This window comes from Sphingosinicella ginsenosidimutans, from assembly GCF_007995055.1.
GTDB lineage: Bacteria > Pseudomonadota > Alphaproteobacteria > Sphingomonadales > Sphingomonadaceae > Allosphingosinicella > Allosphingosinicella ginsenosidimutans.
This window is the reverse complement of sequence record NZ_VOQQ01000001.1, coordinates 588784-608558: the sequence shown is the minus strand read 5'-3', so window position 1 is coordinate 608558 and position 19775 is coordinate 588784. Positions and strand designations below refer to the sequence as shown.

The window sequence follows — 19775 nt, the reverse complement described above, 5'->3', positions numbered from 1 at the left end:
TCGCGGCGCGGGCGGGCTTTCATCGCCGGGCGGGAGAGGGTAGGCCCGCGCGGCATGACCTGGGTTCGTTTGCTCCTCGCCTTGGCGGCGCTCGTCGCGGCCATGCCGGCCGCAGCGCGCGACGTGGCGGTGGTCGGGGCGCGCCTCTATGCGGCGCCCGACGCCGCGGCGATCGACGACAGCATCGTGCTGATCCACGACGGGCGGATCGCCGCGGTCGGGCGGCACGGCGGCGTCGCGGTGCCGGACGATGCGGACAGGATCGACGCGCGCGGCAAGGTGCTGACCGCCGGCTTCTGGAACAGCCATGTCCACCTGACCACGGACCTGCTGATCGCGCCCGACCGGGCTTCGGACGCGGCGCTCGGCGACGCGCTCGCCGCGATGTTCACGCGCTGGGGCTTCACGACGATTTTCGATCTCGCCTCGACGATGGCGGGCGCGAACGAGATTCGATCGCGCATCACCGACGGCCGCGTGGCCGGGCCGCAGATCCTGACCGCCGGCGAGCCCTTCTACCCGACGGGCGGGACGCCGGTCTACGCGCGGCCGATCTATGCCCAGCATCGTCTTCCCTCGGCCGAAATCCGTTCGACGGACGAGGCGGTCGCCCGCGTCGACCGGCAGGTGGGCGAAGGGGCCGACGGGATCAAGCTGTTCACCGGCGCGATCGTCGGCGGCGAGACAGGGGTGCTGGTGATGCCGGCGGCGCAGGTCCGGGCGATCGCGGCGGAAGCGCACCGGCACGGCAGGCCCGTCTTCGCCCATCCGACCAACGGAGCCGGCGTCCAGGTCGCGGTGGAGAACGGCGTCGACATCCTTGCCCACAGCGCGCCATTGATGGGGGCCTGGCCGGCGGACTTCGCCCATGATCTCGCGCAGCGGCACGTGGCGCTGATCCCGACGCTGAGCCTGTTCGAACATTATCCGGCCGAAGCGACGCCGGTGGCGATTGCGGTGCAGCAGGTGCGTGCGCTCGCCGAAGCGGGCGGCGACATCCTGTTCGGCACCGACGCTGGGTTCATGGACGTTTACGACACCAGCGCCGAATATCGCCTGCTCGCCGGCGCGATCGACTGGCGGGCTATCCTCGCGGCGCTGACGACGACCCCGGCCCGCCGCTTCGGCCAGAGCGGATCGCGGGGCCGGATCGCGCCGGGCATGGTGGCGGACCTCGTCCTGCTGGACGGCGATCCCGCCCGCGACACGACCGCCTTCGCCCATGTGTGGATGACGTTGAAGGACGGCCGGGCGATCTTTCGCGCCGGCGACTGACCTCATCGCGCGGCCGGCGCGTCGGGCTCGCGCAATTCCTTGCGGATGACGAGCTTCAGGGCGGACCAGGTCGCGTCGATCGCGCAGACCTTGGTATCGACCAGCCCGAGCGGGATCGCCGCGTCGCGGATCGTCGCCTCGTCGACCTCGCCGGCGACGCCCGATCCGCACTTGGGCCAGCTCACCCAGACAAAGCCGTCCGGCGCGAGCGCGGCGCGCAGGCGCCGGAGGACGTCGAGCTCGGCGCGCGCGGTGACGAAGATGTGCGCGGCGTCGACCGGCGGCTCGGGCCAGATCAGGTGCTGGAGGAAGAGGCCGCTCTTCTCGATCTCGGCGCGCACGGTGGACGGCATCTCATCCCACCAGACGCGCAGGCCGTTCTTCAACGACAGCTTGCGCGCGAGCGGCGTCGCGCTGTGGCCGGCTCTGGGCAGCATGACCTGTCTTTCGTTCCCCCCAGGCGCGAGCGCGCCCGGCGGGTAAGGTTAACCCCATTTCGGACCAACGAGAAGACGAGCTTTTCGTTTCAGGCGAAGGCGGAGCGGCGGGCCATGAAATGGCGCGCGGCGATCAGCGCGATCGGGATGCCGACCAGCACGCAATGCGAGAAGAGCGCGTTGGAGATGCCCCACAGCGTGTGCGGCAGCGGCATTTCCGGCCAGCGCAGCGGGCGGACGATCCAGTACATGATCCCCCACAGGACGATGCCATAGGCGATGCCGGCACGGATCGGCATGTCAAGGAGATGCGGCCGGCGCGGCGCGAGCAGGAAATAGGCGATCACCATGCAGACCATGATCGCATAATGGACGGCCAGCCCGATCGCGGCCCAGCCGGGCGTGGGGGCGGCGGCGGGGAAGGGGCCGCTCGCGACGAAGGTCAGCACCTGGACGGGCGTCATCCCCGCCATGCCGGCGAAGACGAAGGCCGAGAGGATGTCGAGCGTGCCCGCGACGAGGGTGGCGAGAAGAATGGGCCTGAGCATGAGCGTCTCCAGCAGATGTGCGCGCATCGGCCCAAGCCCCGGCCTTTGCAGGGCCAGACTAGCAGCGGCGCGCGCGAAGGCAATGGAGACCGGCTTCGCCGCGACGGCGGGGTGGATCAGCTGCCCATCAGCGCCGGGAAGAAGCCTTCATGCGCGCGGCGAAGATCGGCGAGCGGGATCGCCGCGCCGTCGGGCAGGGTGATCGCATCGCCGCCGACCGAGCCGAGGAAGCGGTGGGCAAGGCCGGCCGCGGCGAGGGCGCGGAGCACCGGATCCGAGTTGGCGGTCGCAACGATGTAGCGGCCTTGATCCTCGCCGAAGAGGAAGGCGGCGGTGGCGGGGCAATCCGGGGGAAGCTTCGCGCCAATGCCGCCGGCCAGCGCCATTTCGGCGAGCGCGACGAGCAGCCCGCCATCGGACAGGTCGTGGACGGCGGTGACGAGTTCGCGGCGGATGAGATCGCGGACCGTCTCGCCCGCCTTGCGCTCGGCGGCGAGATCGACCGGCGGCGGCGGCCCCGCCTCGCGCCCGCCAATTTCGCGAAGCCACAGCGACTGGCCGAGATGGGCGGGATCGTTGCCGATCAGCCAGAGGTCGTCGCCGTCATTGGCGAAGGCGATCCGGGCCGACTTCTTCCAGTCGGCGATCAGGCCGACGCCGCCGATCGCTGGCGTGGGAAGGATCGCGGTGCCGGTGCCGTCCTCCGCCTTGGTCTCGTTGTAGAGGCTGACATTGCCGGAGACGATCGGGAAATCGAGTGCCTCGCAGGCCTCGGCCATCCCTTCGATGCAGCCGACGAACTGGCCCATGATCTCGGGCCGCTGCGGGTTGCCGAAATTCATGCAGTCGGTGGCGGCGAGCGGGGTCGCGCCGACCGCGCACAGGTTGCGCCACGCCTCGGCGATCGCCTGCTTTCCGCCCTCGACCGGATCGGCGAGGCAGTAGCGCGGCGTGCAATCGGTGGTGATGGCAAGCGCCTTGTCGGTGCCGTGGACCCGGACGACGGCCGCGTCCCCGCCCGGCGCCTGGACGGTGTCGGCGCCGACCTTCTGGTCATATTGTTCCCACACCCAGCGCCGGCTGGCGAGATCGGGCGAGCCCATGAGCTTCATGAGATCGGCGGCGGCGTCCGCGGTCTCCGGCGCGTCGGCGAGCGGCGCCGGCGGCACCGTCCTGGTCCAGGGGCGATCGTAGCAGGGCGCATCGTCGGCGAGCGGGCCGAGCGGAATGTCGGCGACCACGGCGCCATTCCATTCGAGCACCATCCGGCCGCTATCGGTGACCTCGCCGATCACCGCGAAATCGAGCTCCCACTTGCGGAAGATCGCCTCCGCCTCGGCCTCGCGGCCGGGCTTCAGCACCATCAGCATCCGCTCCTGGCTTTCGGACAGCATCATCTCATAAGGCGTCATGCCGCTCTCGCGCTGCGGCACCTTGTTCATGTCGAGCCGGATGCCGACGCCGCCCTTCGATGCCATCTCGACGCTGGAGGAGGTGAGTCCGGCCGCGCCCATGTCCTGGATCGCGACGATCGCGTCGGAGGCCATCAGCTCCAGACAGGCCTCGATCAGCAGCTTTTCGGTGAAGGGATCGCCGACCTGGACGGTGGGGCGCTTTTCCTCGCTGTCCTCGGAGAAATCAGCGCTCGCCATGGTCGCCCCGTGGATCCCGTCGCGGCCGGTCTTGGAGCCGACATAGACGATCGGATTGCCGACGCCGGAGGCGGCCGAATAGAAGATCTTCGCGGTCTCGGCGACGCCGACCGTCATCGCGTTGACGAGGATGTTGCCGTCATAGGCGGGGTGGAAGTTCACCTCGCCGCCGACGGTCGGCACGCCGACGCAATTGCCGTAGCCGCCGATCCCTTCGACCACCCCGGCGATGAGGTGGCGCATCTTCGGATGATCCGGCCGGCCGAAGCGCAGCGCGTTGAGATTGGCCACCGGACGCGCGCCCATGGTGAACACGTCGCGAAGGATGCCGCCGACGCCGGTCGCCGCGCCCTGATAGGGCTCGATATAGGAGGGGTGGTTGTGGCTCTCCATCTTGAAGATCGCGGCCTGGCCGTCGCCGATGTCGACGACGCCGGCATTCTCCCCCGGACCCTGGATCACCTGCGGGCCCGTCGTCGGCAGCTTCTTCAGGTGGAGGCGCGAGGATTTGTAGGAGCAATGCTCCGACCACATGACCGAGAAGATGCCGAGCTCGGTGAGATTGGGCTCGCGGCCGAGCGCGTGGAGGACGCGCTGATATTCTTCGGGCGAGAAGCCGTGCTCGGCGACGATGGCGGGCGTGATCGCGGATTCGCTCATGGCGCGGCGCATAGCCGCGCGAGACGCGCGCGCCTAGTGTGCGAGCCCACGAAAAAGGCCGGCCCCGCGAGGGACCGGCCCGTTTCCTTCGGCGCCTGGCGCCGGACTAGGTGTGGCAGGACTTGCCGTTGATGGTGACGCGATCGCCGGTGCCGCTGACGCTGTGATTGTCGCCGGTGAAGGGCGGCTGGCCGTCGGTCGAGTTGAGCTGGGTGGGCGTGCCGTTCTGGCTGGTGCGGATCGTCGCCGTGTTGTTCGTGTAGAAATCCACGAAATAAAGGCTGTTGTCCGCGCAGCGATAGGTCTTGCTGGCCTGGATCATCGGCGGCGGCGCGACCGGCGGGGCGTTCTTGAGCGCCTCGGCCTGGGGATCGTACTGATTGACGGTGATCACCTGCGGCTGCGTGTTGCAGGCCGCGAGAGTGGCGAGCGCGGCAATCGCCGCGGCGGCGAGGATCCGTGTCTTGTGCATGACCAGCCCCTTCGCGAGTGCAGCATGGCGCGTCAAGAAAAACTTTGTTACGAAATGTCGCGGCGCGGCCGCATTCGACGAGAGTAAGGCTCTGGTCGACGAACGTCGCATCGCGTTTGTGGCGTCTTGTGGAGTCGGAGGCCTTGGGAGAGGCGCGGGTGATGCAGCGGGTGCGGATCGGGTTGACCGGCCTTGCGTTCGTGTTCCTTGTCGTGCTGCTCGCGGCGGTCTTCACCCGCAATCCGGCCGGCGAGGCGCCGCTGACCCCCAATCTGATCGAGCAGCAGCGCAACGGCGTGAACCCCGCCGCCCAGCCGGCCCAGCCGGCGGGACGCACCGATCCGCTCGCCGAGCTTGGCGTCGCCCCCGGCAATGCCGATTCCAACGGCGCCGCCGCCGCGGCGGCCGCCGCGAGCCGCCCGTCCCAGCCCGCGCCGAGTCGCTGAGCCGCGAGACTTTTCACGGACTTATCCACAGCCGCCGTGCCCGAACATCGCGTGAACTGCATGAAGAACAAAGAGGGAAAATCTTGCCTGTTCCCGCTCTTGAGGCATGAAATCCCTGAAAATGGCATGAAAAACCCTTCCAATCCCATGCCCGTTGGTTTATCCACGGCTGGTTAGTAAGGGGCATTCCTGTTCAAGCCGAAGGCGGCGTGGAGGCGCGATGGCGCGTCCGCGAACGGGGCGCCCGTGTCTCAGGGACGGGCTTAAGGGTGGCGGTCGAGCATCTCTTTCGTGGGAATGCGCTCAACGCGGTGGACGCCAAGGGGCGTCTGTCCGTGCCTGCCTTCATCCGCGCCAAGATCGAGCGACGGTCCGATGAACGGCTGATCGTGCTTGCCCCGCACGAAGCCTATCCGTGCCTCGTCGGCTATGATTCCAATTTCGACGCGGAGATCTACGCCGAGAACGAGCGCCGTCGCCTGGCCGAGGAAGGCACCGACCCGACCGCCCATTTCGAGCGCGCGCACCGTGCCTTCGGCGCCGCCGAGGAAGCGCCCTACGACAGCTCCGGCCGCATCATCCTGCCCCAGCGGATGCGGTCCAAGGGCAAGATCGAGGACCTGGCGCTGTTCGTCGGCGTCGGCGCAACCTTCGAAGTCTGGAACCCCCGCGTCGCCGCGCACGAGGGCGGCGCGAACCTGCGCGAGATCGCGCTCTACTGGCTCGAAGAGCGGGGGATCGCGCCATGACCGCCGCCGCCGCGAGGAGCCCCCATGTCCCCGTCCTGCTCGACGAGGTCGTCGCCGCGCTCGCCCCCGCCCCGGGCGAGACCCATGTCGACGGCACGTTCGGCGCGGGCGGCTATACCGACGCCATCCTGAAGAAGGGAGTGGCGCGCGTCTTCGCCTTCGATCGCGATCCCGAGGCGATCGAGGCGGGCCAGGCGCGCGCCGCTTCGAGCGGGGGGCGCCTGACGCTTGTGCCGGAGCGTTTCTCCCGGATGCGTCAGGCGCTGTCCGACCGCGGCGTCGGCGAGGTCGACGGCGTGACGCTCGATATCGGCGTTTCCTCGATGCAGCTCGACCAGGCGGAGCGCGGCTTTTCGTTCCAGGCGGACGGGCCGCTCGACATGCGGATGGGCCGCGAGGGCCAGAGCGCCGCCGAATTCGTGAACACGGCCGACGAGGGCGAGATCGCCGACGTGCTCTTCCATTATGGCGAGGAGCCGAAGGCGCGGCGGATCGCGCGGGCGATCGTCGCGGCGCGGCCGATCGAGCGGACCGGCGCGCTCGCCGAGATCGTCCGCAAGGCGGCTGGCCATCATCCCGGCATGAAGAAGGACCCGGCGACGCGGACGTTCCAGGCGATCCGCATCCATGTGAACGAGGAGCTCAAGGAGCTCGAGGGCGGGCTGGCGGCCGCAGAACAGGTATTGAAGCCGGGCGGCCGCCTAGCCGTCGTCACCTTCCACAGCCTGGAGGACCGGATCGTCAAGCGCTTCCTGAAGGCGCGCAGCGGCGCCCGGCCCGCCGGATCGCGTCACCTTCCGGCCGCCGACACGGCCGGCCCGGCGCCGACGTTCGAGGCCGTCGCCAAGCCGGTCACTCCCGGCGAAGCGGAACGCGCGGCCAATCCGCGCGCCCGCTCCGCCACCTTGCGCGCGGCGCGCCGCACCGCCGCGCCTGCTCTTCCAGTCGAAGGATCGATGCGATGATCGCCAGAGGATTCCGCTCCGTCGTATGGGTCGCCGCCATCGGCATCGCCGCGCTCGGCTGCTACATGCTGTCGCTGCGCGTCGCCGCCGAGCGCGCCGAGCTTGCCCAGCTCGATCGGCGGATCGCAGCGACCCACCAGCAGATCAGGTCGCTCCAGACCGAGCTCGGCACGCGCGGGCGGCTTCAGCAGCTCGAACAGTGGAACGCGGACGTGCTCGCGCTGTCGGCGCCCGCCGCCAACCAGTTCATCGACAGCCAGGTGACGCTGGCCCGCTTCGACACGCGCACGCCGCAGATCGGCGATGCGATGCCGGTGCGGATGGCTTCGGCCGAGACCGCGCCAGCGCGAGTCCAGCCGCAGGCCCCGGTCCGCCTCGCCTCGGCGGATGTCGCGCCAGCCGGGGCATTGCTCCACCGCGCGAGCCTGACCACCGGCCTTTCCGCGCGGCCCGCCGTCGCCCTCGCCGTCGCCAAGCCGGCCGTGGCCGACGCACCTGTGGGCCAGACGGGCACCCGGCGTCCCGCGAGTACCGCGACGGGCACGACGCCCGCGCGGGCCGCCGCCGATGCCCCGGTCCGCCGCGCGAGCGCGCCGGTCCGCACCGCCGCGGCGACCGCGCCGCGCCAGCAGCCGCCGGCCGCCGCCGCGCGGCGCGCGTCCACCGCCCTCCTCGACGAAGGCACGCTGAGCGCGATTGGCCGCCAGGCCCGCGCCGAGCGCCGCGGAGGCGCCCGCGACTGATGGCGACGATCGCCGCCCGTATCGTTCACGACACCGCACCGGCCAACCAGAGGCAGGGGCTGAGCCTGACCCACCAGCGGCTGATGCTGGTGCTGCTGCTGTTCGTCGGGGTGACGGCGCTGATCGGGCTGAGGCTGGTCTGGCTCGGCGCGTTCAGCGACCGGAACGCCGCGACCACGGTCGCCGACGCCTCGATCCCGCCGCGCGCCGACATCGTCGATCGCAACGGCCTGCCGCTCGCGCAGACGATCGAGGCGTGGTCGATCGGCGTCCATCCGCGCAACGTGATCGCCAACAAGGCGCAGCTTGCCGAGCGGCTCCATGCGCTGATGCCTGGGCGGAGCGCCGCCGATTATCTCGCGATCCTCAATTCGGGCGCGAACTATCACTACCTCGCCCGGCGCGCGGTGCCGGAGCTGGTCCAGCGTGTGAACGCGCTCGGGGAACCCGGCATCGTCTTCAACCGCGAGCCCGAGCGCCTCTACCCGCAGACCGCGCTCGCCGGCCATGTCCTCGGCTGGGTCGACGCGGACGGCCATGGCGTCGCCGGGATCGAGCGGGCGATGGAGCCGAGGCTCACCGATCCGCGGCTGCGCGGCGCCCCGCTGGCGCTGTCGATCGACAGCCGCGTCCAGGCGGCGCTGGAGAGCGAGCTCGACCAGGCGGTGACCGGGATGAGCGCCGAGGGCGGCACCGGCATCATCATGGATGTGCATACCGGCGAGGTCGTGGCGATGGCCTCCGCCCCGACCTTCAACCCCAATGCCGCCGGTCAGTCCGATCCGAGCGCGCTCTACAACCGCGCGACGATGGGCGTTTACGAGCTCGGCTCGACGTTCAAGCCGATCACCGTCGCCTCGGCGCTGGAGGCCGGGGTCGTCACCTCGATGAGCCAGCGCTGGGACGCGTCGGCGCCGCTGCCGATCGGCCGGTTCCGGATCCACGACGACGAGCCGATGGGGCGTTCGCTCACCATTCCGGAAATCCTCGTCCATTCCTCCAACATCGCCTCCGCGCGGATCGCCGACGCGATGGGCGCCGAGCGGATGGAACATGCCTTCCGCGCGCTCGGCTTCGACCGGCCGGCCGACATCGAGATCCGCGAGCGCAGCCGGACCTTGTGGCCGCGCGACTGGGGCCGGGCGACGGTGCTGACCAGCGGCTTCGGCCACGGCATCGCGATCACGCCGCTCCACCTCGCCACCGCTTATTGCGCGCTGGTCAACGGCGGCATCTGGCGGCCGGCGACGCTGCTTCGAGTCGATCCCGGCCATGAGGCGGAGGGCCGGCGCGTCTTTTCCGAGGCGACGAGCGCACGGATGCGCCAGCTGCTGCGCATGATCGTGCTTCGCGGCACCGGCCGCAACGCCAACGTCCCGGGATTCCGCATCGGCGGCAAGACCGGCACGGCCGAGAAGGTCGCGGCGGGCGGCGGATATAATCGTCACGTCAACGTATCTACCTTCGCGGCGGCTTTCCCTATGGATCAGCCACGCTATGTGGTGCTCGTCATGATGGACGCACCCAGAGGCACCGCGGCGAATCACGGCGTGACGACGGCCGCATGGACGTCGGCGCCGGTGGTCGCCCGCGTGGTCCAGCGGATCGGGCCGTTGCTCGGCGTGATCCCGGATGAACGCCGCGATATCGATGTTTCGGAGCTGATGCCGCTGGTCGCCGGCGCCGAGCCTTCGCCGACGGTCCAGTAAATGAAGCTCGGCGCGCTGACCGGCGGTGACGAGGGCGATCTCGTCACCGGCTTTGCCATCGATCATCGCAAGGTCGCCCCCGGCACCGTGTTCGGCGCCTTTCGCGGCGCGCGATTCAATGGCGAGGATTTCATCGCCGACGCCGTCGCCGCCGGCGCGATCGCGGTGGTCGCGCGGCCTGACGTTGCGGTCGAGGGCGCCGCGCGGATCGCGGCCGAGGAGCCGCGGCGGACCTTCGCGCGGCTCGCCGCGACATTCTTCCGGCCGTTCCCCGGGACGGTCGTCGCGGTCACGGGCACGAACGGCAAGACCTCCAATGTCGAGCTCGTCCGCCAGCTGTGGCGGATGGCCGGCCATCCGTCGGCCAGCATCGGCACGCTTGGCGTCACCACGTCGGACGAGCAGGTGACGACCGGGCTCACCACGCCCGACATCGTGACCTTCCTGTCCAACATGGCGGGGCTCGAGCGGATGGGGATCACCCATGCCGCGTTCGAGGCATCGAGCCACGGCCTGTCGCAATATCGCACCGAGGGCCTGCCAGTGAAGGCGGCGGCCTTCACCAATTTCAGCCGCGACCATCTCGACTATCACGAGACGATGGAGGCCTATTTCGAGGCCAAGATGCGGCTCTTCGACGAGGTGGTGGACGCCGACGGCACCGCCGTCATCTGGATGGACGACCCGAAATCGGCCGAGGTGCTGGCGCGCGCGAGGGCGCGGGGGCTGAGGACGATCACGGTCGGCCGCAACGGCGAGACGCTGAAGCTGGTCTCGCGCGAGACGACGCCGCTCGGCCAGAAGCTCGGGATCGAGGCGGAGGGCAGGAGCTACACCGTCAACCTCGCCTTGATCGGCGCCTATCAGGCCGCCAACGCGCTGACCGCCGCCGGTCTCGTCATCGCCACCGGCGGGGCGATCGGCCAGACGCTCGCCAATCTCGCGCGCGTCCATCCGGTGCGCGGGCGGCTGGAGCGGGCGGTGATCACCCGGGCCGGCGCGCCGGTCTATGTCGATTATGCCCACACGCCCGACGCGATCGAGAGCGCAATCGAGGCGCTGCGGCCGCATGTGAACGGCCGGCTCATCATCGTCTTCGGCGCCGGCGGCGACCGCGATGTCGGCAAAAGGCCGGAAATGGGCGCGATGGCCGCGCGGCTCGCCGACATCGTCATCGTCACCGACGACAATCCGAGGAGCGAAGACCCGGCCGCGATCCGCGCCGCGATCCTGGCGGCCGCGCCGGGCGCGCGCGAAGTGGCCGGCCGCCGCGAGGCGATCCGCGCCGCCATCGCCGAGGCGGGGCCGGACGACCTGGTCCTGCTCGCCGGCAAGGGCCATGAGCAGGGGCAGATCGTGGCCGACAAGGTGCTGCCCTTCGACGACGTCGCCGTGGCGCGGGAGGAAGCGGCGTGAGGGGCGCGGGGACCTTTTTCCTCCCCTCCCGCAAGCGGGAGCGGATTGAGGGGCGGGCGTGTGGTGCGTGGGCTCTGGCCCACCCCCTGGCCCCCTCCCGCAAGCGGGAGGGGGGATTATGAACCTGTGGACCTCCGCCGAGATTGCGGGCGCGACCGGCGGCGTCGCTTCCGCCGATTTCACCGTGTCCGGCGTCGCCTTCGATTCGCGCGAGATCGGACCGGGGGACCTGTTCATCGCGATGAAGGGCGAGGCGACGGACGGGCATCTGTTCCTCGACAGGGCGTTCGCGGCGGGGGCGGCCGGCGCGCTGGTCAGCGAGGCGACCGAGCGGCCGAGCATCCGCGTGGACGACACGTTCGCGGCGCTCAACGCGCTTGGCGCGGCCTCGCGGGCGCGGACCCGGGCCAGGGTGATCGGGGTCACCGGATCGGTCGGCAAGACGAGCACCAAGGAGCTGCTCTACGCCGCGCTCGATCGCTGCGCGCCGGGCTTCGCGCACCGTTCGGTCAAGAGCTACAACAATCATACCGGCGTGCCCCTGAGCCTCGCCAGGATGCCGCGCGAGGCGCGCTTCGGCGTGTTCGAGATGGGCATGAACCATGAAGGCGAGCTCGCCGCGCTGACCCGGCTGGTGCGCCCCCATGTCGCCATCGTCACCGCGATCGCGCCGGCGCACCGCGAATATTTCCCGAGCGAGGAAGCGATCGCCGACGCCAAGGGCGAGATCTTCCAGGGGCTCGAGCCGGGCGGGATTGCCGTCATCCCCTTCGACAGCCCGCACCGCGACCGGCTGATCGCCGCGGCGCGGCCTTATGCGGCGCGGATCGTCACCTTCGGCATGAGCGAGGGCGCGGATGTGCGCGCGAGCTATGTCGTTCCGGCCGCGCGCGGCGGATCCCTGGTCTCGGCCGCGCTGCCGGATGCGAATCTGAGCTTCACGATCAGCCAGCCGGGCGCGCACTGGGTCTCCAACGCGCTTGCGGTGCTGGCGGCGGTCGATGCGGTCGGCGGCGATCTCGCGGCGGCCGGGCTTGCCTTTGCCGACATGGACGGGCTCAAGGGCCGCGGCGCGCGCCGGACCGTGCGCGTGGGCGACGGCGAGGCGCTGCTGATCGACGAAAGCTACAACGCCAACCCCGCCTCGATGGCGGCGACGCTCGCGGTGCTCGGCGCCGAGCCGGTCGAGGGGCGGCGGATCGCGATCCTCGGGACGATGCGCGAGCTCGGGCCCGACAGCGCGGATTTCCATGCCGCGCTCGCCGCGCCGATCGAGGCGGCGAAGGTCGACTATGCGATCCTGGTCGGCGAAGAGATGGATGCGCTGGCCGATGCGCTCGGCGACAGGGTGCCGCATGTGCGCGCGCCCGATGCGGCGAGCGCGATCGGCCTCGCGCGCGATGCGATCGCGCCGGGCGATGCGATCCTGGTCAAGGGATCGAATGCGGTGGGCCTCGCCACCTTGGTCGAAACGCTCGCGACAGGGGAGAGCTGATGTTCCTTTGGATTGCCGAGCAGCTTGGGTTCCCGGGCATCTTCAACCTTTTCCGCTATTCGACGGTGCGCGCCGGCGCGGCGGTGGCGACCGCGCTCTTCCTCGGCCTCCTGATCGGGCCGAAGTTCATCGGCTGGCTGCGCGTCCGGCAGGGCAAGGGCCAGCCGATCCGCGAGGATGGCCCGCAAAGCCACCTCGCCAAGCGCGGCACGCCGACGATGGGCGGGCTGATGATCCTGACCTCGGTCTCGGTCTCGATGCTTTTGTGGATGGACCTGTTCAACAAATATGTCTGGGCGTGCCTGTTCATCACGGTCGGCTTCGGCCTGATCGGCTTCCTCGACGATTACGACAAGGTGAAGAAGCGCAGCACCAAGGGCGTGTCGGGCAAGGTCAGGCTGCTGTTCGAATTCATCATCGCGGGCGCCGGCTGCGCGGTGATCACCTGGGGGGCGGGGACGCATCTCTACATCCCCTTCTACAACGGGCCATTGGGCGATCTCGGCGTCTTCTACGTCGCCTTCGCCGCCTTCGTCGTGGTGGCGTTCGGCAATGCGGTGAACCTGACGGACGGGCTCGACGGGCTCGCGACCATGCCGGTGATCATCGCCAGCCTCGCCTTCCTCGTCATCGCCTATCTGGTCGGCAATGCGAAGTTCGCCGCCTATCTCGGCATCCCGCACGTGCCCGGGGCGGGCGAGCTCGCCGTGCTCTGCTCGGCGATGATCGGGGCGGGGCTCGCCTTCCTGTGGTTCAACGCGCCGCCGGCGGCGGTCTTCATGGGCGACACCGGCAGCCTCGCGCTCGGCGGCGCGCTTGGCGCGATCGCCGTCTCGACCCGGCACGAAATCGTTCTCGGCATCATCGGCGGTCTGTTCGTGGTCGAGGCGATGAGCGTCATCATCCAGGTCCTGGTCTACAAGCGCACCGGCAAGCGCGTCTTCCGAATGGCGCCGATCCACCACCATTTCGAGCAGCTCGGCTGGAGCGAGCCGACGGTCGTGATCCGATTCTGGATCGTGGCGTTCGTGCTCGCGCTGGCCGGGCTGGCGACGCTGAAATTGAGATGATCACCAGCCCCGCCTTTGCCGGAAAGAAATATGCCGTGCTCGGGCTGGCCCGCTCCGGGCTGGCGACGGTGCGGGCGCTGCTCGCGAGCGGGGCGAAGGTGGTGGCGTGGGATGAGCGCGAAACCGCACTTGAAAACCTCCGTTCGTCCCGAGCGAAGTCGAGGGGCGCTGGCACAGAGTCCGAGGTGCGCCCCTCGACTTCGCTCGGGACGAACGAGGTTGTTATTGCCGACCCCTTGGAGATCGACCTCAGCGGCTATGCGGGCGTGGTGGTCTCCCCCGGCGTGCCATTGAACAGGCACCCGATCGCGGGCCATGCCGCGAAGTTCGGCGTGCCGCTGATCGGCGACATCGAATTGTTCGCGCAGGCGCGGGCGAGCCTGCCGCCGCACAAGGTGGTCGGGATCACCGGGACCAACGGCAAGTCGACGACCACGGCCCTGGTCCACCACATCCTGAAGGCCGCTGGGGTGCCGACCGAGATGGGCGGCAATATCGGCCTCCCCATCCTGGGGCAGGACCCGCTGCCGGAAGGCGGGGTCTATGTGCTGGAGCTGTCGAGCTACCAGATCGACCTCACCTACAGCCTCGACTGCGACGTCGCGGTGCTGCTCAACGTGACGCCGGACCATCTGGATCGCTACGAGGGCTTTGGTGACTATGCTGCTGCAAAGGCGTGGCTCTTCACCATGCAGTCAAAAGGGTCGGTGGCCATCGTAGCGATCGATGATGAGGTCTCGGCGGGCGTGGCCCATGCGCTTAGATGCCCGGGCGAAGCCTTCGAAGCCTTTCCTGCCGGACGCGACTGGGACTCGATCGAACTCGAAGAAACGCTCTTTATAAGCGCTGTCGACAAGATCGTTGAAGTGTCCGGACGGGATATTGCCGATCAATCGCGCTGGCCTACGCTCCAAGGTCCGCACAACGCGCAAAATGTGGCCGCAGCCGTCACGGTCGCACGATCGCTTTGCATCGCAGAAACGACAATCGAACTTGCTCTGCAAACCTACCCCGGCCTCCCGCACCGCATGGAGCGCGTCCGCGAGAAGGACGGGGTGCTCTTCGTCAACGACAGCAAGGCGACCAACCCGGACTCGACCGCGCCGGCGCTCGCCGCTTTCCCGCATGTCCACTGGATCGTCGGCGGGCTGGCGAAGACGGAGAGCCTGGGGCCGTGCGAGGCGCAGCTCGGCCATGTCCGCGCCGCCTATACGATCGGCGAGGCGGGGCCGATGTTCGCGCGGCTGCTGGAAGGCAGGGTGCCGGTTCGGAAGTGCGAGGTGCTGGAGCGGGCGGTGCGCGAGGCCGCCGGTGCGGCGGTGGCGGGGGAGGTGGTTTTGCTCTCCCCGGCCTCAGCCTCGTTCGACCAGTTCACGGACTATGAGGCGCGCGGCCAAGCCTTCCGCGCGGCTGTGGAGGCGTTATGAGTGGAGCGATGGCGCAGGCGAACGGCAAGGCGGCGCGGCTCGGGCGATCGGACAGGAGCGCGATCGGGCGCTGGTTCTGGGAAATCGACAAGGTGCTGCTGCTGCTCGTCGCGGTCCTGATCTCGATCGGGCTGATCGCGGTCGCCGCCGCCTCGCCGGCCGCGGGCGTGCGCTATTCGGGCGCGGGCGTCAGCTTCCCGCCGCTTTATTATTTCTACCGCCAGCTGGTGTGGATCCTGGTCTCGCTTCCCGTCCTCATCGGCGTTTCGATGCTGCCCAAGCCGACGGCGCGGCGGTTGTCGCTGATCGGCGCCCTGATCTTCACCTTCTGCCTCTTCCTCGTGCCGATCCTCGGCCATGAGGTGAACGGCGCGCGCCGGTGGATCTGGCTCGGCTTCACCCAGTTCCAGCCCTCGGAATTCCTGAAGCCGTTGTTCATCGTCTCGATCGCCTGGCTGCTGTCGCTCAAGGAGAAGGATCAGTCGCTGCCGATCGTGCCGCTGACCGCCGCCTGCACCGGCATCGTCGCGGTGCTTTTGATGATGCAGCCCAATTTCGGCGAGACGATCATCTTCGTCTCCGCCTGGGTGCTGCTGCTCCTCCTTTCGGGCGCGCCGATGCGGTTCCTGCTGATTCTCGGCGCGACGGGGCTGGTCGCGGTCGTCGCCGCCTATTTCCTCTATCCGGTCGCGACCCAGCGGATCGACGGCTTCCTCTTTTCGGAAGGCGACAATTACCAGGTCGTCTCGGCGCTCCGCACGCTGACCGCCGGCGGGCTGTTCGGCGTCGGGCCGGGGGCGGGGACGCGCAAATTCTCGCTGCCCGAGCCGCACACCGACTACATCTTCTCGGTGATCGGCGAGGAATTCGGGATCATCGCCTGCCTCGCCATCGCGATCCTCTACATGACGATCGTCGCCAGGGTGCTGATCCGCCTGCTCAACGAGGAGGACAAGTTCATCGTGCTGGCGACCGCCGGCCTCGTCTGCCAGTTCGGGATGCAGGCGCTGATCAACATGGCGGTCAACGTCCATATCGCCCCGTCCAAGGGAATGACGCTGCCCTTCATCTCCTATGGCGGATCGTCGATGATCGCGCTCGCGATCGGCTTCGGACTATTGCTCGCGTTCAGCCGGCGAAACCCCTATCTCGATCGCTCGCCCTATGTCGTGAAATGGAGCGGGCTCAAGTGAACGGATTTTCGCGGCACTACGTGCTGGCCGCCGGCGGGACCGGCGGGCACATGGTGCCGGCGCATGCGCTGGCCGAAGAGCTGTTGGCGCGCGGCCACCGGGTCGCGCTGATCACCGACGATCGCGGCGCGCGAATCCCGGGCCTGTTCGACAAGGTCCAGGTCCACGTCCTGCCCGCCGGGCGGCTCGCCGGCGGGCCGCTTGGCTGGCTTCGCGCCGCGCGGTCGATCATGACCGGCCGGGCGATGGCGCTCCGGCTCTATGAGACGTTCCGGCCGGCGGCGGTGATCGGCTTCGGCGGCTATCCGGCGCTCCCGGCGCTGCTTGCCGCGCGCAAGGACAAGGTGCCGACGCTCGTCCATGAGCAGAATGCGGTGCTCGGCCGGGTCAACCGCCTCGTCGCCTCGCGCGTCGACGCGATCGCGACCTCCTATCCGGAGGTCCAGCGGCTTCCCGCCAAGGCGCGGCACAAGACCGATTTCGTCGGCAATCCGGTGCGCGACGAGGTGGCGGCGATCCGCGAGCAACCCTTCCCGGCGCTCGACGGCGACGGCGTGTTCCGCCTGCTCGTCACCGGCGGCAGCCAGGGCGCGACGATCCTCGGCAGCGTCGTGCCCGAGGGCCTGGCGCTGCTCCCGGAGCATTTCCGCCGCCGGCTCCAGGTGACGCAGCAATGCCGCGCCGAGGATATCGAGCGGGTGCGCGAACGCTATGCCGCGCTGGGCATCCCCGCCGAGCTTGCGACCTATATGGAGGATCTGCCGGCGAGGCTCGCCTGGGCGCATCTCGTGATCGCGCGCGCCGGCGCATCGACCATCGCCGAGCTGACCGCCGCGGGCCGGCCGGCGATCCTGATCCCGCTCCCGAGCGCGACCGACGATCACCAGACCGCCAATGCCCGCGAGATGGCGAAGGCGGGCGGCGCGCGGATGATCGCGCAGTCGAAGTTCACGCCGATCGAGCTCGCCAAGCAGATGCAGAAGCTTGCGCTCGATCCCGAGGCGCTCGCCAATGCGGCGGCGCGGGCACGCGCGCTCGGCAAGCCCGACGCTGCCCGCGCGCTCGCCGATCTCGTCGAGCGGGTCGGCAGCGACGGCGGCGTCGAATATCAGCCGGTTCGCGAGGCCGTGCTCCAGCCGATTCCGAACGGGGCGCTGGCATGAAAGGCGTCGGCACCGACATCGGCACCATCCATTTCGTCGGCATCGGCGGCATCGGCATGTCGGGGATCGCCGAGGTGATGAAGATCCTGGGCTATGAGGTGCAGGGATCGGATGTCGCCGAGGGATATGTGGTCGAAGGGCTGCGGGCGAAGGGGATCCCGGTCGCGATCGGTCATGACGCCGGCAATCTCGGCGACGCCGCGGTGGTCGTGATCTCGACCGCGATCGCCAAGGACAATCCGGAGGTCGTCGCGGCCTATGAGCGGCGCATCCCGGTGGTGCGGCGCGCCGAGATGCTGGCCGAACTGATGCGCTTGAAGTCCACCGTCGCGGTGGCCGGAACGCACGGCAAGACGACGACGACCTCGATGATCGCGGCGATGCTCGATGCCGGCGGGATCGATCCGACCGTGATCAACGGCGGGATCATCAATGCCTACGGCTCCAACGCGCGGCTCGGATCGAGCGACTGGATGGTCGTCGAGGCGGACGAGAGCGACGGCTCGTTCCTGCGGCTCGACGGCACGATCGCGGTCGTGACCAATATCGATCCCGAGCATCTCGATCATTATGGCGGCTTCGACAAGGTGAAGGACGCCTTCGTCGAGTTCGTCGAGAATGTGCCTTTCTATGGCGCCGCTTTGCTGTGCGTCGATCATCCCGAGGTGCAGGCGATCATCCCGCGCCTTCGGGACCGGCGGATCGTGACCTACGGCTTCGCGGCGCAGGCCGACGTGCGCGGCGAGAATGTCCGGCCCTTCCCCGGCGGCAACCGCTTCGACGTCACCTTGCGCGACCGCGCCGGCGAGACGCGCACCATCACCGGGATCGAGCTGCCGATGCCGGGCCGGCACAATGTCTCCAACGCGCTCGCCGCGATCGGCGTGGCGGCGGAGATGGGGATCGCCGACGACGTGATCGCGCGCGGCTTTGCCGGTTTCGGCGGGGTCAAGCGCCGCTTCACCAGGGTCGGCGAGGTCGACGGAATCACGATCATCGACGATTACGGCCACCATCCGGTCGAGATCAGGGCGGTGCTCTCGGCCGCGCGCGAGGGGGCCGAGGGGCGCGTGATCGCGGTCGTCCAGCCGCATCGCTACACCCGCCTTCGCGACCTGATGGACGAGTTCCAGAGCGCCTTCAACGATGCCGATATCGTCATCGCGGTGCCGGTCTATCCCGCCGGCGAGGCGCCGATCGAGGGCGTCAGCCACGAGACCCTGGTCGCCGGGCTGAAGGAGCGCGGGCATCTCGGGGCGCTCGCCGCGTCCGACCCCCACGACGTCGCCCGCCAGCTCGCCGCGCTCGCCGCGCCGGGCGACATGATCATCTTCCTCGGCGCCGGCGACATCACCAAATGGGCCGCCGGCTTCGCGCAGGGCCTCAAGGAAAGGCGCGGCGGATGAGCGCCGTCATCGACATGCCGGCCGTTCGCGGGAAGCTGACCGCCGATGCGCCGCTGGCGCCGCTCGTCTGGTTCAAGTCGGGCGGGGCGGCCGAATGGCTGTTCGAGCCGAAGGATTCCGACGATCTCGCGGACTTCCTTCGCGATCTCGATCCGGCGGCGCCGGTGATGGCGCTCGGGCTCGGGTCCAACATGATCGTGCGCGACGGGGGCGTGCCGGGCGTGGTTGTGCGCCTGGGCAAGGCGTTCGCGCAGGTCGAGCAGCTCGATGCCACGACATTGCGCTGCGGCGGCGGCGCCTCGGGCATCCTCGTTTCCTCGAAGGCGCGCGACGCCGGCATTGCCGGCCTCGAATTCCTGCGCGGAATCCCCGGGACGGTCGGCGGCTTCGTCAGGATGAACGGCGGCGCCTATGGCCGCGAGGTGAAGGACATCCTCGTCCAGTGCGAGGTCGTGCTGCGCTCCGGCGAGCGGCGCACGCTGGCGCCGGCGGACCTCGGCTATCGCTATCGCCATTCCGACTTGCCCGAGGGCGCGGTCGTGGTCTCGGCGACCTTGCGCGGCGTTTCCGGCGACAAAGCGGCGATCGCCGCCGAGATGGACCGCATCGCCGCCGAGCGCGAAGCCTCGCAGCCCCTTCGGAGCCGCACCGGCGGCTCGACATTCAAGAACCCGCCGGGGGACAAGGCCTGGCGGCTCGTCGACGCGGCCGGGCTGCGCGGATTCCGCATCGGCGACGCGCAGGTTTCGGAGAAGCATTGCAATTTCCTGCTCAATCTCGGCAACGCGACGAGCGGGCAGATCGAGGAGCTTGGCGAGGAGGTGCGGCGGCGCGTGAAGGCGGATTCCGGCGTGGAGCTTGAATGGGAAATCCAGCGGGTGGGAACCCCCTCCCCCCTCCAGGGGAGAGGACCGGAGAGAGGGGGTGTGATGTGAGCAGCCGCTCAACT

The 19775-nt window shown here is 69.4% G+C and carries 18 protein-coding genes; 14 read left to right on the top strand and 4 right to left on the bottom strand.

Annotated features, from left to right (window positions below):
- Positions 1-54 precede the first annotated feature (54 nt).
- Positions 55-1275 carry an amidohydrolase family protein gene (locus FRZ32_RS02975; RefSeq protein WP_147042104.1) on the top strand — a complete coding sequence of 407 codons (1221 nt, stop codon included), beginning with the start codon at positions 55-57 and terminating at the stop codon, positions 1273-1275.
- Positions 1276-1277: 2 nt separating this feature from the next.
- Here the strand turns inward: FRZ32_RS02975 and FRZ32_RS02970 are convergent, their stop codons facing one another.
- The 4 genes from FRZ32_RS02970 to FRZ32_RS02955 all read right to left on the bottom strand — a co-directional run bounded on the left by FRZ32_RS02970 (position 1278) and on the right by FRZ32_RS02955 (position 5044).
- Positions 1278-1712 carry a DUF3052 family protein gene (locus FRZ32_RS02970; protein ID WP_147042103.1) on the bottom strand — a complete coding sequence of 145 codons (435 nt, stop codon included), beginning with the start codon at positions 1710-1712 and terminating at the stop codon, positions 1278-1280.
- Between the two features lie 89 nt (positions 1713-1801).
- Complete coding sequence (locus tag FRZ32_RS02965; RefSeq protein WP_243445175.1) at positions 1802-2287, bottom strand: hypothetical protein; 486 nt, start codon at positions 2285-2287, stop codon at positions 1802-1804.
- An 89-nt stretch (positions 2288-2376) separates the two neighbouring features.
- Complete coding sequence (gene purL / locus FRZ32_RS02960; RefSeq protein WP_147042102.1) at positions 2377-4572, bottom strand: phosphoribosylformylglycinamidine synthase subunit PurL; 2196 nt, start codon at positions 4570-4572, stop codon at positions 2377-2379.
- A 106-nt stretch (positions 4573-4678) separates the two neighbouring features.
- Positions 4679-5044: a hypothetical protein gene (locus FRZ32_RS02955; protein WP_147042101.1), complete on the bottom strand. Its 366-nt coding sequence runs from the start codon at positions 5042-5044 to the stop codon at positions 4679-4681.
- A gap of 161 nt (positions 5045-5205) precedes the next feature.
- Here FRZ32_RS02955 and FRZ32_RS02950 point away from each other — a divergent pair, with 161 nt between their 5' ends.
- The 13 genes from FRZ32_RS02950 (at position 5206) to murB (ending at position 19761) form a co-directional block, all read left to right on the top strand.
- Positions 5206-5490, top strand: a complete 285-nt coding sequence (locus tag FRZ32_RS02950; protein ID WP_147042100.1) for a hypothetical protein — start codon at positions 5206-5208, stop codon at positions 5488-5490.
- Positions 5491-5759: 269 nt separating this feature from the next.
- Entirely contained in the window at positions 5760-6239 is a 480-nt protein-coding gene (locus FRZ32_RS02945; protein WP_158635812.1) for a division/cell wall cluster transcriptional repressor MraZ, read from the top strand.
- Positions 6236-7204 carry a 16S rRNA (cytosine(1402)-N(4))-methyltransferase RsmH gene (gene rsmH, locus FRZ32_RS02940; RefSeq protein WP_147042098.1) on the top strand — a complete coding sequence of 323 codons (969 nt, stop codon included), beginning with the start codon at positions 6236-6238 and terminating at the stop codon, positions 7202-7204. Before FRZ32_RS02945 ends, rsmH begins: the two co-directional genes overlap by 4 nt.
- Positions 7201-7947, top strand: a complete 747-nt coding sequence (locus FRZ32_RS02935) for a hypothetical protein (protein WP_147042097.1) — start codon at positions 7201-7203, stop codon at positions 7945-7947. The genes rsmH and FRZ32_RS02935 overlap by 4 nt, the downstream gene beginning before the upstream one ends.
- Positions 7947-9656: a peptidoglycan D,D-transpeptidase FtsI family protein gene (locus tag FRZ32_RS02930; RefSeq protein ID WP_147042096.1), complete on the top strand. Its 1710-nt coding sequence runs from the start codon at positions 7947-7949 to the stop codon at positions 9654-9656. Before FRZ32_RS02935 ends, FRZ32_RS02930 begins: the two co-directional genes overlap by 1 nt.
- The gene (locus FRZ32_RS02925) at positions 9657-11072 is read left to right on the top strand and encodes a UDP-N-acetylmuramoyl-L-alanyl-D-glutamate--2,6-diaminopimelate ligase (protein WP_147042095.1); all 1416 of its coding nucleotides are present in this window, start codon (positions 9657-9659) and stop codon (positions 11070-11072) included.
- 118 nt (positions 11073-11190) lie between these two features.
- Entirely contained in the window at positions 11191-12567 is a 1377-nt protein-coding gene (locus FRZ32_RS02920) for a UDP-N-acetylmuramoyl-tripeptide--D-alanyl-D-alanine ligase (protein ID WP_147042094.1), read from the top strand.
- Positions 12567-13637: a phospho-N-acetylmuramoyl-pentapeptide-transferase gene (mraY, locus tag FRZ32_RS02915; protein ID WP_147042093.1), complete on the top strand. Its 1071-nt coding sequence runs from the start codon at positions 12567-12569 to the stop codon at positions 13635-13637. The genes FRZ32_RS02920 and mraY overlap by 1 nt, the downstream gene beginning before the upstream one ends.
- Positions 13634-15064: a UDP-N-acetylmuramoyl-L-alanine--D-glutamate ligase gene (murD, locus tag FRZ32_RS02910; protein ID WP_147042092.1), complete on the top strand. Its 1431-nt coding sequence runs from the start codon at positions 13634-13636 to the stop codon at positions 15062-15064. The genes mraY and murD overlap by 4 nt, the downstream gene beginning before the upstream one ends.
- A complete protein-coding gene (locus tag FRZ32_RS02905) occupies positions 15061-16257 on the top strand; it encodes an FtsW/RodA/SpoVE family cell cycle protein (protein WP_147042091.1) in 1197 nt (398 codons plus the stop codon). The genes murD and FRZ32_RS02905 overlap by 4 nt, the downstream gene beginning before the upstream one ends.
- Entirely contained in the window at positions 16254-17420 is a 1167-nt protein-coding gene (murG, locus tag FRZ32_RS02900; protein WP_192901868.1) for an undecaprenyldiphospho-muramoylpentapeptide beta-N-acetylglucosaminyltransferase, read from the top strand. The genes FRZ32_RS02905 and murG overlap by 4 nt, the downstream gene beginning before the upstream one ends.
- Positions 17417-18826 carry a UDP-N-acetylmuramate--L-alanine ligase gene (gene murC, locus FRZ32_RS02895; protein WP_147042089.1) on the top strand — a complete coding sequence of 470 codons (1410 nt, stop codon included), beginning with the start codon at positions 17417-17419 and terminating at the stop codon, positions 18824-18826. The genes murG and murC overlap by 4 nt, the downstream gene beginning before the upstream one ends.
- The gene (gene murB, locus FRZ32_RS02890; protein ID WP_147042088.1) at positions 18823-19761 is read left to right on the top strand and encodes a UDP-N-acetylmuramate dehydrogenase; all 939 of its coding nucleotides are present in this window, start codon (positions 18823-18825) and stop codon (positions 19759-19761) included. The genes murC and murB overlap by 4 nt, the downstream gene beginning before the upstream one ends.
- The last annotated feature ends 14 nt before the right edge of the window (positions 19762-19775 follow it).